The organism is Acidovorax sp. HDW3 (assembly GCF_011303755.1).
Classification (GTDB): Bacteria; Pseudomonadota; Gammaproteobacteria; order Burkholderiales; family Burkholderiaceae_C; genus Paenacidovorax.
This window is the reverse complement of record NZ_CP049885.1, coordinates 2,349,513-2,364,311: the sequence shown is the minus strand read 5'-3', so window position 1 is coordinate 2,364,311 and position 14,799 is coordinate 2,349,513. Positions and strand designations below refer to the sequence as shown.

Sequence of the window (14,799 nt, the reverse complement as noted above, 5' to 3'; positions counted from 1 at the left end):
CTTATTTGAGGTCGATCGCCACTTTGTCGCCGTTAACGAACTTGCTCAGGGTGTAGGTCGGGTTCTTCATCTCGCCGTTCTTCTCGAACTGGATGCGCGAGGTCACGCCCTGGTAGTCGGCCTTTTGCAGGAAGGGGATGTACACCTTCGGATCCCACGAATTGGCGCGCTTCATGGCATCGGCCAGCAGCATCACGCCGTCGTAGAAGTAGGGGCTGTAGACCTGGAACTGGCCGGGGTACTTGGCGTCGTAGCGCTTTTTCCACTCGATGCCGCCGGGCATCTTGGCAATGGAGGCACCACCGTCGGCGCAGACCACGTTCTCCAGCGTCTTGGCGCCGGCGGCCACCTTGGCCAGCTCCAGCACGCAGATGCCGTCGCCGCCAAAGAGCTTGACGTCGTTCATGCCCAGCTGGGCCATCTGGCGCAGCATGGGGCCGGCCTGGCCGTACATGCCGCCGTAGAAGATGGCTTCGGGCTTCTTGGCCTTGATGGAGGTCAGGATGGCCATGAAGTCGGTGGCCTTATCGTTGGTGAACTCGCTGGCCACGACTTTCACGCCCAGCTTTTCCGCGTCTTTCTTATAGACACTGGCCAGGCCCTGGCCGTAGGCGGTGCGGTCGTCGATGATGGCGACGTTCTTGAGCTTGAGCACATGGGCCGTGTAGTTGGCCAGGGCGGCGCCCAGGGCGTTGTCGTTGGCGATGACGCGGTACGTGGTGTCCCAGCCCGGTTTGGTCAGTTCGGGGTTGGTGGCTGCGCCCGTGATCATGGGGATGCCACAGTCGTGGAACACCTTGGATGAGGGAATGGCCACGCCCGAGTTCACAAAGGTGACGGCGCCGGCGACCTTGTCGTCGCACAGCTTTTGCGAGGCGGCCGTGCCCTGCTTGGGGTCGGCGGCGTCGTCTTCGGCCACGAGCTGGAATTTGACCTTCTTGCCGGCGATTTCCATGCCCTTGGCGTTGAGGTCTTCAATCGCCATGCGCACGCCGTTTTCGTCGTCCTTGCCGAAGTGGGCCTGGGGGCCAGAGACGGGGCCGATGTGGCCGATCTTGACGATTTGCTCCTGCGCCATCACCGCCGAACCCATGCCAGCCACTGCGGCGGCGATCAACAACTTGCGCGACATCTTCATTGAGCAACTCCTGAGAGAGAAAAAGGAAAGGCGTCACGTTAGGGCACGGTGCAAGGGCTTGACAATGGCGCTAACACGGTGTCTTCCTCCGGCTGCGACATTGGCGCAACAATCGTGCCTGCCGTCAGCGGTGGTGCCAGTCTGCAATGGCGCCAATTGGCGGAAGATGCCGCTCGAAGCAGCCACAAGGCGGCGGCAAAGAGTAGACGCAGGCCTCTAGGTGTGCTGGCATTGGTGTTTTCATGGATTAGCAGGGTGTGTAAATTGTGTTGCATACCCCGGGTTTTGGGTCTGTCGTGATGTCCTTGCTTGATTTTTCTTCGCCCCTGGGTGCGGCAGCGCCGCGTTTGCGCTGGGCCTTTGGTACTGCGCGCCAGACGTTCGAGGCCACGCAGTTGGGGGAGCTGCGCGCCGTCATCGACGCTGCCGAGGCCGCCGCCCGCGCCGGTGCCTGGGTGCTGGGCGGCCTGTGCTACGAGGCGGCGCCCGCGTTCGACGCCGCGCTGCAGGTGCAGGCGCCGCAGCCGGGCCAGCCCCTGGCTTGGTTTGCCGTCTATGACGAGCCCCAGCCCTGGCCGCAGGTGCCGCACGCCGCCAGCGCCGAGGTCGATTGGCTGGCGCAACCCCTGCGCGCCGACTTTGACGCCGCCCTGGCGCACATCCAGCAAGGCATTGCCGCCGGCGCCTACTACCAGGTCAACTACACCGGGCGCTTGCAGGGGCAGCTCGCGGGTGCGCCGCAGGCCCTGTTTGCTGCCCTGCAGCAGGCCCAGCCCGGGGGCTACGCTGCGCACATCGACTGCGGTGCGGGGCGGCAATGGCTGTCGGTGTCGCCCGAGCTGTTCTTTCACTGGCAGGCCGGGGTGGACGGCAGCGGCGCCATCCTCACGCGCCCGATGAAGGGCACGGCTGCACGCGGCGCCGATGCGGCCAGCGATGCCGCCCAGGCGGCGCAGCTGCGCACGGCGCCCAAGGAGCGGGCGGAGAACGTCATGATTGTTGACTTGCTGCGCAACGACCTGGCGCGCATCGCCCAGCCGTACAGCGTGCAGGTGCCGCGCCTGTTCCACACCGAGGCCCTGGCCACGGTCTGGCAGATGACATCGGACGTGCAGGCGCACACGCGCGTCGGTACCCGGCTGTGGGACGTGTTCGCGGCGCTGTTTCCCTGTGGCTCGGTCACCGGCGCGCCCAAGGTGCAGGCCATGCGCGCCATTGCCGCGCTCGAAACCGCACCGCGTGGCCTGTACTGCGGTGCGCTCGGCCTGCTGCGGCCCACGCCCGAGCGCGGCGCCGGCACGTTCGACGCCACGTTCAACGTGCCTATCCGCACCCTGCAGCTGCAGGGCACGGCGCTGCAGGCGGGCATTGGCAGCGGCATCGTCTGGGGGGCCGACAGCGACGCCGAATGGCGCGAATGGCAGGCCAAACAGGCTTTCCTGGAGCGCGCGCGTGCCCCTTTTGCACTGCTTGAAACCCTGGCGCTGGAGGTGGGCTGCTACCGCCACTTGCAGGCGCACCTGGTACGCCTGAGCGCGGCGGCGGCGCATTTTGCTTATCCGCTGGCCATGCCAGCAGTGCAGCAACAACTCGACGCCCTGGCGCAGCAGCACCCCCAGGGGCTGTGGCGCGTGCGCCTGCAGCTGCAGGCGCAGGGGCAGTTCCAGGTCGAGGTCCAGCCCCTGGCCGCCACGTCCACGCCCGTGCGCCTGGCCCTGGCTGCAGCGCCGCTGGCCCTGGCGCACAGTGAATGGGTGCGCTTCAAGACCACGCGGCGCGCGCATTACGCCGCCTTTGCGCCCGCGCCGGGCAGCGGCGTGTTCGACACCATCCTCTACAACAGCGCCGGCGAAATCACCGAAACCACCTTTGGCAACATCGCTGCGCTGCTCGATGGCCGTTGGCTCACTCCAGCACTGTCCTGTGGTTTGCTTCCGGGGGTGGGGCGGGCGCAGGCGCTCGCTAGCGGGCGGGTGCAAGAAGGCGTTGTGCGCCTCGAAGATGTGCCGCGTGTGCAGGACTGGGCCTTTATCAACAGCTTGCGCGGCTGGCTGGCGGCGCAGAGGGTTTGAACATTTGCATACATATGGCACCATCGCAGGCGTCGCAACCGCTGCTGCACCAGGCGTACCCATGGCACAGGATGAGATCAGCTTCACGGATTTGATTGCCTCGTCGATCCACGACATGAAAAACTCGCTCAACGTGCAGATCAGCGCGTTGGAGAAAATAGCCCTGCGCTGCCAGGCGTTGCAAGACGAGCCATTGCACGCCGACCTGGGCGGCGTGATCTACCAGGCCAACCGGATGAACTCCAACCTCATCCAGCTGCTGAGCCTGTACAAGCTCGACAAGGCCATTTACCCCATTGATATTGCCGAATGCGCGCTCTCTGAGCTCATTGGCGATGCGCTCTCGCTGCACCAGCCCATGCTGGCGTTCAAGCGCATTGCGCTGCAGGTCGATTGCGCGGCGGACTGCTATTGGTACCTCGACCGCGATCTGGTGACCGGCGTGCTGGGCAATGCGCTCAACAATGCTTACCAATACACGCAAGACCGCATCCGCATTGCTGCAGCGGTGCACGACGGCGTGCTCGAACTGCGCGTGGAGGACAACGGCAGCGGCTACCCCGGCTTCATGCTGCGTGGCGGCGCAGCGGGCAGTGCGGCGAGCGTCAACTTCGTCACTGGCAGCACGGGGTTGGGCTTTTATTTTTCGTCGCAGGTGGCGCACCTGCACCACAACGGCGGGCGCCGGGGCGAGCTCATCATCGAGAACGGCGGCGCCTACGGTGGTGGCTGCTTTGTGCTGCGCCTGCCTTGAGGAGCAAGGGTTATGACATCGGTTGCACTGTCGCAGGCCAGGGTGTTGGTCGTTGATGATTTCCAGGGAATGCGCACCATCTTGCGCGACCTGGTGCGCTCCATGGGCGTGAGCCGCGTCGATACGGCGGCCAACGGCAAGGAGGCGCTGAACCAGCTGCGCGCGAGTCGTTACGACGTCGTCATCTGCGACTTCAACCTCGGCCCTGGGCTCAACGGTCAGCAGGTGCTCGACGAAGGGCGGCTGCACGACTACGTCGGCGTCTCCACCATCTGGGTCATGGTGACGGCGGAAAAGACCGCCGAAATGATCATGGGCGCCGCCGAATCCAAGCCCGACGAGTACCTGCTCAAACCCATCAACCAGCACATTCTGGAGACGCGCCTGGAGCGCTTGATCGTGCGCAAGCAGGCCCTGCGCAGTGTGGAAGAGGCGCTGCGCGCGCAGGACTGGGCGGCGGCGCTGGCGCGCTGCAACCAGCTGCTGGCGCAGGAGGCTACTAAAACCCCCGAGGTGCTGCGCCTCAAGAGCGAGGTGCTGCTCAAGCAGGGTGACTGGGCTGCGGCGCAGGCGCTGTTCGAGGGCGTGCTGGCGCAGCGCAGCCTGCCCTGGGCGCGCACCGGCCTGGGACGGGTGCACTATGCGCGCGGCGAATACGAGCTGGCGCGCAGCCAGTTCCGCCAGGTGCTGGAAGAAAACCGCATGTTCATCGAGGCCGCCGACTGGCTTGCCAAGACCCTGGACGCCATGGGCGACAAGCAGCAGGCGCAGGCCGTGCTGCAGGAGGCCGTCAAGCTCTCGCCCAACTCCGCCAGCCGGCAAAAAACGCTGGGCGAGACGGCCTGGCACAACGGTGCGCTCGACGTGGCGCGCGGTGCGCTGCAAAAAACCATCAAGATCAGCGAGTTTTCATCGAACAAACAAGCCGGGGCCTACGTCGCGCTGGCGCGCGTGCTCAGCGAAGACAACGAGCCCGAAATGGCGCTGCAACTGCTCAAGCGCACGGGCGAAGTCTTTAAAGACAGCAAGGAAGGTGCGCACCTGGCGATTCAGGTGGCGGCGGTGCAAAGCGCGGTGTACCAGCAGACGGGGCAGACCGAGCAGGCCCAGGCCGCCATGGCGCAGGCGCAGCAGCTGCTGCAGCTCCAAGGCGGCGCGGCCAATGCGCAAACCGCGCTGGAGCTGGCGCACGGCCTGCTCGCGCTCGGGCGCAAGGACGAGGCTTGCGAGCTCATGCGCACCCTGGTCAAGTCGCACCATGAAGATGCGCGCATTTCCGGCCAGGTGCAGGCGCTGTTCGAGCAGGCGCAGATGGGCGAGGAGGGGCGCAGCCTGATTGCGCAGTCGCGCGAGGAGGCCGTGGCCATCAACAACCAGGGCGTGCTGCTGGGGCGCGAAGGCCAGTTTGCCGAAGGCGCCAAGCTGCTGCGCCGGGCCCTGGAGGGCCTGCCCGCGAGCGAGGTGCTGATGATGAACCTGTGCGGCCTCTTGATTGGCCAGATGCGCGCCGAGGGCAAGAGCGACACGCTCATGCTCGAAATCATGGGGCTGCTCGAACGCGTGCGCGAGATCAACCCCGACAACGCCAAATACCGCCAGTACCTGGCGCTGCTCAAGGCCGGGGCGGCGCCGCGTTGATTACAAAACGCCCTTGAAGTAGCTCGGCCTATCCATATCGGTGATCTCCACGCTCAGCTGCACCTGCACGCCAGCGGGCTGGGGCGTGAGGCGCTGCAGCACGGCGGCAATGCGCTCGGACAGGTCTTTCTTGGCCTCGGGCGTGCGCCCGGCCAGCAGGCGCAGCTGGGCGTGCACAAAGCCGCGCGGCGCATCGGCGGTGCCGACCTGGAACTGCGCCACGGCGACGATGCGGCTTTTCAGATCGACCTCGTGCTGAATTTCCGGGCTGGCGCAGAGCGTGGCGTTCAGGGCGGTCAGCATCTCGGCCTCGGGCAGGCCGCTGAGGTTGGCCGAGTATTCGACGGTCAAATGGGGCATGGTTATTCCTTGGGGGTCAAAAAGGGGTGTGCAGGGTGAAGTGCGCCGCCAGGGCGTGGGCATTGGGCGCCTCCTGGTAGGGCAGCTCGGCCCACAGGGGCACGGCCAGGCGCTGGCGCAGCCAGGCGATGTTTTCGCTGGCGGCGGCCATGTCCGGGCTCAGGTGGTTGGCCACCCAGCCCGCCAGCGGCAGGCCGCGTGCGGCAATCGCCTCGGCGGTGAGCGCGGCGTGGTTCAGGCAGCCCAGGCGCAGGCCAACGACCAGCAGCACCGGCAGGCCCAGGGCCTGGGCCAGGTCGGCGCCGGTGTGCGTGCCCGACAGCGGCACGTGCCAGCCGCCCGCGCCCTCGACCACCACCGCATCGGCCAGCGTGGCCAGCTGCCGGTAGCTGGCGGCGATGGCAGCAATGTCGATCACCTGCCCGGCGCGGGCGGCGGCAATGTGCGGCGACAGCGGTTCGGGCAGCAGCACCGGGTTGTCCAGCTGTGGTGCCACGGCGATGCTGGAGGCGGCGCGCAGCGCCAGCGCATCTTCGTTCGCCCACTGGCCCTGATGGAACTCGGCGCCGGCGGCCACCGGCTTCATGCCGACCACGCGCGGCCAGCGCGCCGCGAGTGCGTGCAGCAGCGCGCAGGCGGCCAGGCTCTTGCCGACGCCGGTGTCGGTGCCGGCGATGAACAGGCCAGCGCTCATGGCAGCGCCGCCTCGTGGTGGGTGCTGGCGCCGTCTTCTTCGGCCAGGGTGGCGTTCAGGGCGGCCAGGGCGTTATGGGTCAGGTGGGCGATGGCTTCGTCGTCGAGCACATACGGCGGCATGGCGTACAGGGTGTGGCCAATGGGGCGCAGCAGCAGGCCGCGCGCCAGCGCCTGGCGCTGGTAGCGGCGGGCGAAGTCGGGCAGTGGTGTGTCCACGTCCCAGGCCCAGATCATGCCCAGCTGGCGCGCGTGGCGCACGCGCGGGTGCGCGGCCAGGGGCGCCAGGGCGGCGCTCAGGCGCTGCGCCAGCTTGGCGTTTGCCGCCAGGGTGTCGTGCTGTTGCCACAGCTCCAGCGTCGCCAGTGCAGCGCGGCAGGCCAGTGGGTTGCCGGTGTAGGAATGCGAGTGCAAAAAGCCGCGCGCCACCTCGTCGGCGTAGAACGCCTGGTAGACGGTGTCGGTGGTGAGCACCGCCGACAGCGCCAGCGTGCCGCCGGTCAGGCCCTTCGATAGGCACAGAAAATCGGGCCGGATGCCGGCCTGCTGGTGCGCAAACAGCGTGCCGGTGCGGCCAAAGCCGACGGCGATCTCGTCGGCCACCAGGTGCACCTGATAGCGGTCGCACAGCGCGCGCGCCAGGCGCAGGTATTGGGCGTCGTAGAACACCATGCCGGCGGCGCATTGCGCCAGCGGCTCCAGGATGAGGGCGGCGGTGTGCTGGTGGTGCGCGGCCAGCCAGTCGTGCAGCGCGGCTGCAGCGCGCTGGGCGACGTCGGCCGCGCTCTCGCCGGGCTGGGCGCTGCGGGCGTCGGGGCTGGGCACGGTGGCAGCGAGGCGCAGCAGCGGCGCGTAGGCGGCGCGAAACAGCGGGATGTCGGTGACGGCCAGGGCGCCCACGGTTTCGCCGTGGTAGCCGCCGGCGAGGCCGACGAAGCCCGATTTTTCTGGCCGGCCCTGGTTGCGCCAGTAGTGCGCGCTCATCTTGAGCGCGATCTCGGTGGCGCTGGCGCCGTCGCTGCCGTAGAAGGCGTGGCCCAGGCCGCTCAGTTGTGCCAGGCGCTCGGAGAGCTCGACCACCGGCGCGTGCGTAAAGCCCGCCAGCATGACGTGGTCGAGCTGCGCCAGCTGCGCCGTCAGCGCCGCCTGGATGTGCGGGTGGCAGTGGCCAAACAGGTTGACCCACCAGGAGCTGATGCCGTCGAGGATGCGCGCTCCGCCCTCGGTATAGAGCCAGGGCCCCTGCGCGCGCACGATGGCCAGCGGCGGGTCGGCCTCGTGGCGCTGCATTTGCGTGCAGGGGTGCCAGACGCTGGCGCTGCTGCGCGCAGCGAGCGCGCTCGGCATGGCGGCGCGCATGGGCTTAGAGCTGCTGCGTCGGCACGTGGTGGCGCAGCTCGACCTGGCGGTTGTGCTCGTTGACGAACACCAGCTGCGGCGCGTGCGTGGCGACGTCGGCTTCGGCCACCTGGGCAAAGGAGGCAATGATGAGCAGATCGCCGACGCAGGCGCGGCGCGCTGCCGAGCCGTTGACCGAGATCATGCCGCTGCCGCGTTGGCCCTTGATGGCGTAGGTGACGAAGCGCTCGCCGTTATCGACGTTCCAGATGTGGATCTGTTCGTTCTCGACCAGGTTGGCCGCTTCCATCAGGTCTTCGTCGATGGCGCAGGAGCCTTCGTAGTGCAGCTCGCAGTGCGTGGTCTTGACGCGGTGGATTTTGGATTTGAGCAGGGTGCGGTACATGAGAACGGGTCGATGCAAATGGAAAGCCGCTAAGTCTATAGGTCGGCTGCGCGGCCCTGGAAAACCAGGGTTTACAGGGGGGCTGACAGGGTGGGGTGGCTTGTTGTTTTCTTGCCTACAGGACGTATTTTCCAGGGCTTTCACGAGGGTTTCATGGGGGCTTCGTGTAATGCGCTCAGCCCTCGGGCTTTTTTCTTGATTTCACTACAGAACACACCATGAAACGAACCTTTCTGGCCTTGACTGCCCTGACCGTTGCTGCCGGTGCTGCCGCTCAAAATTCGAGTGTCACACTTTTTGGCGTGGCCGATGTTTCCGTCGCCCGCATTTCAACCACGAACAAGAGCGTGACTGGCTTGGCCAATGGTGGCAATTCCAGCAGCCGTTTGGGCTTTCGGGGTGAGGAAGACCTGGGCGCTGGCCTGAAAGCGGGCTTCTGGCTCGAAGGTGGTTTGAATGTTGATGATGGTGGCGCCGGCTTCAAGTTTGACCGCCGTTCTACGGTCAGTGTGCTTGGCCATTTTGGTGAAGTGCGCCTGGGCCGTGACAAGACCCCGTCGTACCAAAATTTGGAAACTTTCCATGCCTTTGGTGACAGCGGCATGGGGGCCATCAACGGTCACAGTTTGATCAGCGGTTCGGCTGCTGGGACGCCTGAAGGCTCCAACCCCAAACGGGTGTCCAACGGCGTGAGCTACCTGTTGCCCAAACTCGGTGGTGTGTATGGTCAGCTGAGCTATGGTTTTGGTGAACAGGCCGGTGATGCCAGCCTGTCGAGCACGATTGGCCTGCGCTTGGGCTATGCCAAGGGGCCGCTGAACGTGGCGGCGGCCTATGGCGTTGTCAAGGGGGGGACGGCTGCCGCTGGGGTGGATTACAAGAACTTCAACCTGGGTGCGGCGTACGATTTTGGTGTGCTGACCCCCTTGGTCTTGATCGCTTCGGAGCGGGGCAATGACAAGCGCGTGGATCTGTACAGCGTGGGGGTGAAGGCGCCGGTGGGCCCTGGAGAGTTGCGCGCGGCTTTCACGTTGTACAAGGACAAAAAGGTGGATAACAACGACTCCAAGCGCTTTGCCGTGGGTTATGGCTACAAAATGTCCAAGCGCACCGAGTTGTATGTGGCTGTGGCGCGGATGAGCAACGATGACAAGGCGGTGCGCAAGCTCGGTTCGTCGCTGAGCCCGACGCCGGTTGCAGGCCACAGCCTGACGGGCTACGAAATCGGTATGCGCCACAACTTTTAAGTTGTACGGTCATCATCGGGCTGGATTCTTTGGATGGGGAAGTCCGCCGCCCGTGTGAGCGCATCGCCCCGCAAGTCTTGGCTTGTGGGGTTTTTTCATGGGCCCTAGAGGGATGGGCGCGAAATGGGTGGGACGAGCAGGGTGGGTGCAGCCGGTGCAGCCATGTCGGGGTAGTCGCGGCTAAAGTGCAGGCCCCGGCTTTCGCGGCGCATCTGTGCGCTCTTGACGATCAGGTCGGCCACCTGCACCAGGTTGCGCAGCTCCAGCAGGTCGCGCGAGATGTGAAAGTGCGCGTAGAACTCGTTGATCTCGGCGGTGAGCATGGCGATGCGGTGCGCGGCGCGCTCCAGGCGCTTGTTGGTGCGCACTATGCCCACGTAGTCCCACATGAAGCGGCGCAGCTCGTCCCAGTTGTGCGAGATGACGACCGACTCGTCGGCATCCTGCACGCGGCTGTCGTCCCAGCGCGGCAGCGCCGGTATCTTGGCCCCTGGTGCGGCGGCAATGGTCTGCGCCGCCGCGCGGGCAAACACCATGCATTCGAGCAGCGAGTTGCTCGCCAGCCGGTTGGCGCCGTGCAGGCCGGTGTAGGCCACCTCGCCGACGGCAAACAGCCCCGGCAGGTCGGTGCGCCCGGCCAGGTCGGTGAGTACGCCGCCGCAGGTGAAGTGCGCCGTCGGCACCACGGGGATGGGTTCTTTGGTGATGTCTATGCCCAGGCCCGCGCAGTGCGCCAGGATGTTGGGGAAGTGCTCGTGCAAAAACGCCGGGCTCTGGTGCGAGATATCGAGGTGCACGCAGTCGAGGCCGTGCTTCTTCATCTCGAAGTCGATGGCGCGCGCCACCACGTCGCGCGGCGCCAGTTCGCCGCGCGCATCGTGCTGCGGCATGAAGCGCGTGCCCCCGGCCGAGGGCGGCAGCAGCAAACGCCCCCCTTCGCCGCGCACGGCTTCGCTGATGAGGAAGCTTTTTTCGTGCGGGTGGTACAGCCCCGTGGGGTGAAACTGCACGAACTCCATGTTGCCCACGCGGCAGCCCGCGCGCCAGGCGGCGGCGATGCCGTCGCCGGTGGCGGTGTCGGGGTTGGTGGTGTACAGATACACCTTGCCCGCGCCGCCGGTGGCCAAAATGGTGTGCGGCGCGCGGAAGGTGACAACGGCGTCGCTGGCGGCATCGAGCGCGTACAGGCCCAGGCAGCGCTGGCCGGCCAGGCCGAGCTTGCGGCTGGTGATGAGATCGACCAGCGTGTGCTGCTCGAAGATGGTGATGCCGGGGGTGGCGCGCACCTGCTCGATCAGGGTTTTTTGCACCGCCGCGCCGGTGGCGTCGGTGGCGTGCACGATGCGCCGCGCGCTGTGCCCGCCCTCGCGCGTCAGGTGCAGCTCTTCGCCTTCGAGCGAGAACGGCACGCCCAGGCCGCGCAGCCAGCCAATGGCCGCCGGTGCGTTCTCGACCACGAAGCGCGTGGTCGCCAGGTCGCACAGGCCGGCGCCGGCGATCTGCGTGTCCTCGATGTGCGCGGCAAAGCTGTCGTCGTTGGCGAGCACGGCGGCAATGCCGCCCTGGGCCCAGTTGCTCGAGCCGTCTTGCAGCTGGCGCTTGGTGATGACGGCCACGCGGTGCGTGGGCGCCAGGTGCAGGGCGGCGGACAGGCCCGCCAGGCCGCTGCCTACGATCAGAACGTCAAAGTCGTGCGATGCCATGGTGTGTGCAAAAAAGCGCCCCGGAGCTTGCCGCGCGGGGCTGGGTGGGCTTAATGGGCTAAGTGGGGGTATAGGCCAGGCGCACGTAGATCGGCGCGAACGCCTCGGCCTGGGTGATTTCGATCAGGGTTTCCTTGGCCAGCTCCAGCAGCGCGATAAAGGTCACGACCAGCACGGTGCTGCCCTTTTCGGGCTGGAACAGGGCTTCAAATTCGATGAAGCGCCGCCCCTGCAGCGCCTTGAGCACCATGCCCATGTACTCGCGTACCGAGAGCGCTTCGCGCGTGATGGTGTGGTGCTGCACCAGCTTGGCGCGGCGCAGGATGTCGCGCCAGGCTTGCTGCAGGTCGGCCGCCTCGACGTCGGGAAAGCGCGGCTGCAGGCTTTGCTCGATGTACACCTGGGCCTTGAGAAAGTCGCGCCCGTACTGCGGCAGGCGCCCGAGCTGCTGCGCCGCGAGCTTGATCTGCTCGTATTCGAGCAGGCGGCGCACCAGTTCGGCGCGCGGGTCCTGCTCCTCGGGGGTGCCTTCGACCTTTTTCGGCGGCAGCAACATGCGCGACTTGATCTCGATGAGCATCGCCGCCATGAGCAGATACTCCGCCGCCAGCTCCAGGTTGCGGCTGCGGATTTCTTCGACGTAGCCCAGGTACTGGCGCGTCACGTCCAGCATCGGGATGTCGAGGATGTTGAAATTTTGCTTGCGGATCAGGTACAGCAGCAGGTCGAGCGGGCCCTCGAAGGCTTCGAGGAAGACCTCGAGCGCATCGGGCGGGATGTACAAATCCTGCGGCAGCGCAAACAACGGCTCGCCGTACAGGCGCGCCAGCGCCACCTGATCGACCACCTCGGGCATGGCAGCGGCGGGGGCGCTGTGCAGGGCCTGGCTGTCCATGCTGTTGAATGCTACTTTATTGATAGCTGCTCGCGCTTGCTGCAAGCGCGTTAGCGCCAGTTTTTATTGTTTTTTGTTGCTGTACGCGTAGTACACATAGGGCTTTTGCGCCACGCGGCCAGCGCGCAGGTCTTGCCACAGTTCGCGGTCTACCGCCTTGTCCCACAGCAGGGCGCGGCCGGCCACTTGTTGCGCTTGCAGCTGCGGCTTGTCGGCCTTGAGCTGGGCGAGAAATTGGGTGGCTTCGGATTGGTAGTCGGGACGGCGGAAAATGGACATGTAAACCTCTCAGAACCGGGCATTTTAACGATGACAAAACCTCACAACCCTTTGGCGCGCATGGCCGGCGCCGTCAGTGCGGCTTTGGTGGCCTTGCTGGCGCTGATCGGCTGCGATGCGCAGCGCATCAGCGAGCTGCAAGTGGGCGTGGCCACCGAGGCCGATGTGCGCCAGCGCTTTGGCGAACCCGACGGCATCTGGCCCGAGGCCGGTGGCGGCCAGACGCTGGAGTACACGCGCCAGCCCGCTGGCCACAGCAACTACATGATCACCCTGGGCGCCGACGGCAAGCTGCTGGCGCTGCAGCAGGTGCTCGAACCGGCGCAGTTTGCGCGCGTGCAGCCGGGGCTCGATAAGCAGGCCGTGCGCCGCCTGCTGGGCAAACCCGCCAAGCAGACCATGTTCAGCCTCAAGCAGGAAACCGACTGGGACTGGAACTGGATCGAGCCGCCGAACCGCGAAAAAATCTTCACCGTCACCTTCGGCCGCGACGGCCTGGTGCTGCGCACGGCCAGCCTGGATAAACCCCAGAACGGGCCGTGAGCAGCATGGCGGCGGGGCACGTCAGGGCGCAATCTTGCGCTTGAGCGCGCGCGCCACCGGCTGGGGCAGGTTGGGCAGCGACTTGAGCAGCCAGGGCAGCACCTTGCGCTTGGCGCCCGAGAGCGACTCGGGCACCATGGCCTCGATCAGGTGCGGCCCCGGGTGCGCCAGGGCGTATTCCAGCGCCTGGCAAAAGCCCTCGGCGTCGTCGGTGCGCACGGCGTGCACGCCCATGCCCTGGGCGAGCTGGGCAAAGTTCAGCACCGGGCCCTTGAGGTCGAGCTGCGATTGCGCCTTGGGCCCGGCTTCTTCCGCGCCCACGCGTTCGAGCTCCACGTTCAGCACCGAGTAGCTGGCGTTGTTGAAGATGATGGTGACCACGTGCAGGTTCTCGCGCGCCATGCTCCACAGCGCCTGGATGGTGTACATCGCTGTGCCGTCGCCAATGAGGGCGATCACGGGCCGCTCGGGGCAGGCAATGGCTGCGCCCACGGCGTTGGGCAGGCCCTGGCCGATGGCGCCGCCGGTGAGCGTGATCAGGTCGTGGCGCGGGCAGCCGGCGGTCATGCTGTAGAGCATCAGGCCGCTGGTGATGGCCTCGTCGATCAGGATGGCGCCCTCGGGCAGCAGGTGGCCCACGGCCTTGCACACCTTGGGCGCAGACAGCGCCCCGCGCGGGCGCCCGGGGCGCTGCGCCGCCTGCAGCGCTGGCCGCGCCTGCTGCGCGCCCACAGCGGCAGCCAGGCGTTCGAGGCTGGCGACGGCGTCTTGCACCGGCGTGCTCAGGGTGTGCACCTGGCAGCCCGGCGGCACCAGGTCGCTGGCCTTGCCGGGGTAGGCGAAGAAGGACACGGGCGACTTGGCATCGACCAGCACCAGATGCTCCAGCGGCGCCAGCTGCACGCTGGCGAGCTCGGCCAGGTAGGCAATGCGCTCAATCAACGGCAGGCCGGCGCCGCGCTCCATGCGGGTGGGGAACACCTCGGCCAGCAGCTGCACGCCGCAGGCCTGGGCGATGCGCGCCGCCGCCAGCAAACCCGGCTCGCGCAGCGCCTGCGGGCCCAGCAGCAGCGCGGCCTTGGCGCCGCTTTGCAGCACCTGGGCAATGGCGGCCACGGTGCTGGCGCTGGCGGCCTCCGGGGCGGGCTCGGTGGGCATGGGGCAGGGCGCGCCGCCCTCGCCCCAGGAGACGTCGGCGGGCAAGATGAGCGTGGCCACCTGCCCGGGCAGGCCGCGCGCTGCTTGAACGGCGTCTGCCGCATCGTGGCCCAGCTGCGCCGTGCTTTGCGAGGTGCGCACAAAGCCGGGCGAGACGTTGCGCGCCACGGTTTCGATGTCGGACTGCAGCTGCGCGTCGTACTGCGTGTGGTAGGTGGCGTGGTCGCCCACGATGTTGACCACCGGCACCTTGCCCTTCCTGGCGTTGTGCAGGTTGGCCAGGCCGTTGCCCAGGCCGCAGCCCAGGTGCAAGAGCGTGGCGGCGGGCTTGCCGGCCATGCGCGCGTAGCCGTCGGCGGCGCCGGTGGCCACGCCCTCGAACAGGCAGAGCACGGCACGCATACGCGGCTCGGCGTCGAGCGCGGCCACGAAGTGCATCTCGCTCGTGCCAGGGTTGCTAAAGCAGACCTCGACGCCGGCATCGGCCAGGGTGTGCAGCAGGGCTTGTGCGCCATTCATGTTTTGCTCCTTTATTGATAGCTGGTTGCGCTTGCTGGATAAGCGCTAGAGGCCGA

14 protein-coding genes are annotated in these 14,799 nt (G+C 66.7%); 5 read left to right on the top strand and 9 right to left on the bottom strand.

The window, feature by feature from the left end; all coding sequences use genetic code 11:
- Position 1 precedes the first annotated feature (1 nt).
- Positions 2-1,138, bottom strand: coding sequence for a branched-chain amino acid ABC transporter substrate-binding protein (locus tag G7045_RS10885; protein ID WP_166159655.1), 1,137 nt, complete (start codon positions 1,136-1,138; stop codon positions 2-4).
- 299 nt (positions 1,139-1,437) lie between these two features.
- On the opposite strand from G7045_RS10885, the gene G7045_RS10880 reads away from it, so the two are divergent.
- The 3 genes from G7045_RS10880 (at position 1,438) to G7045_RS10870 (ending at position 5,602) form a co-directional block, all read left to right on the top strand.
- Entirely contained in the window at positions 1,438-3,210 is a 1,773-nt protein-coding gene (locus tag G7045_RS10880; RefSeq protein ID WP_166159654.1) for a chorismate-binding protein, read from the top strand.
- 61 nt (positions 3,211-3,271) lie between these two features.
- Positions 3,272-3,964, top strand: coding sequence for a sensor histidine kinase KdpD (locus G7045_RS10875; protein WP_166159653.1), 693 nt, complete (start codon positions 3,272-3,274; stop codon positions 3,962-3,964).
- Positions 3,965-3,976: 12 nt separating this feature from the next.
- Entirely contained in the window at positions 3,977-5,602 is a 1,626-nt protein-coding gene (locus G7045_RS10870; RefSeq protein ID WP_166159652.1) for a tetratricopeptide repeat-containing response regulator, read from the top strand.
- Here G7045_RS10870 and G7045_RS10865 read toward each other — a convergent pair whose 3' ends face one another.
- Genes G7045_RS10865 through panD form a run of 4 tightly spaced genes read right to left on the bottom strand, consistent with a single transcriptional unit; the run spans position 5,603 to position 8,399 of the window.
- The gene (locus G7045_RS10865) at positions 5,603-5,962 is read right to left on the bottom strand and encodes a 5-carboxymethyl-2-hydroxymuconate Delta-isomerase (protein ID WP_166159651.1); all 360 of its coding nucleotides are present in this window, start codon (positions 5,960-5,962) and stop codon (positions 5,603-5,605) included.
- Between the two features lie 16 nt (positions 5,963-5,978).
- Positions 5,979-6,656 (bottom strand): dethiobiotin synthase, encoded by a 678-nt coding sequence (gene bioD, locus G7045_RS10860; RefSeq protein WP_166159650.1) that lies wholly within the window; start codon positions 6,654-6,656, stop codon positions 5,979-5,981.
- Positions 6,653-8,002, bottom strand: coding sequence for an adenosylmethionine--8-amino-7-oxononanoate transaminase (gene bioA / locus G7045_RS10855; RefSeq protein WP_166160439.1), 1,350 nt, complete (start codon positions 8,000-8,002; stop codon positions 6,653-6,655). The genes bioD and bioA overlap by 4 nt, the downstream gene beginning before the upstream one ends.
- Positions 8,003-8,018: 16 nt before the next feature.
- Positions 8,019-8,399 (bottom strand): aspartate 1-decarboxylase, encoded by a 381-nt coding sequence (gene panD / locus G7045_RS10850; RefSeq protein ID WP_166159649.1) that lies wholly within the window; start codon positions 8,397-8,399, stop codon positions 8,019-8,021.
- A 218-nt stretch (positions 8,400-8,617) separates the two neighbouring features.
- Here panD and G7045_RS10845 point away from each other — a divergent pair, with 218 nt between their 5' ends.
- Complete coding sequence (locus G7045_RS10845; protein ID WP_166159648.1) at positions 8,618-9,646, top strand: porin; 1,029 nt, start codon at positions 8,618-8,620, stop codon at positions 9,644-9,646.
- Between the two features lie 104 nt (positions 9,647-9,750).
- Here the strand turns inward: G7045_RS10845 and nadB are convergent, their stop codons facing one another.
- From nadB to G7045_RS10830, 3 genes are all read right to left on the bottom strand, one after another.
- On the bottom strand, positions 9,751-11,349 hold the full coding sequence (gene nadB / locus G7045_RS10840; protein WP_166159647.1) for an L-aspartate oxidase: 1,599 nt from the start codon (positions 11,347-11,349) through the stop codon (positions 9,751-9,753).
- 58 nt (positions 11,350-11,407) lie between these two features.
- Positions 11,408-12,244: a ScpA family protein gene (locus G7045_RS10835; protein WP_166159646.1), complete on the bottom strand. Its 837-nt coding sequence runs from the start codon at positions 12,242-12,244 to the stop codon at positions 11,408-11,410.
- Between the two features lie 63 nt (positions 12,245-12,307).
- On the bottom strand, positions 12,308-12,523 hold the full coding sequence (locus tag G7045_RS10830; protein ID WP_166159645.1) for a DUF3460 family protein: 216 nt from the start codon (positions 12,521-12,523) through the stop codon (positions 12,308-12,310).
- 30 nt (positions 12,524-12,553) lie between these two features.
- On the opposite strand from G7045_RS10830, the gene G7045_RS10825 reads away from it, so the two are divergent.
- Positions 12,554-13,066, top strand: coding sequence for an outer membrane protein assembly factor BamE (locus G7045_RS10825; protein ID WP_166159644.1), 513 nt, complete (start codon positions 12,554-12,556; stop codon positions 13,064-13,066).
- 21 nt (positions 13,067-13,087) lie between these two features.
- Here the strand turns inward: G7045_RS10825 and G7045_RS10820 are convergent, their stop codons facing one another.
- Positions 13,088-14,743, bottom strand: coding sequence for an acetolactate synthase large subunit (locus tag G7045_RS10820; RefSeq protein WP_166159643.1), 1,656 nt, complete (start codon positions 14,741-14,743; stop codon positions 13,088-13,090).
- Between the last annotated feature and the right edge of the window lie 56 nt (positions 14,744-14,799).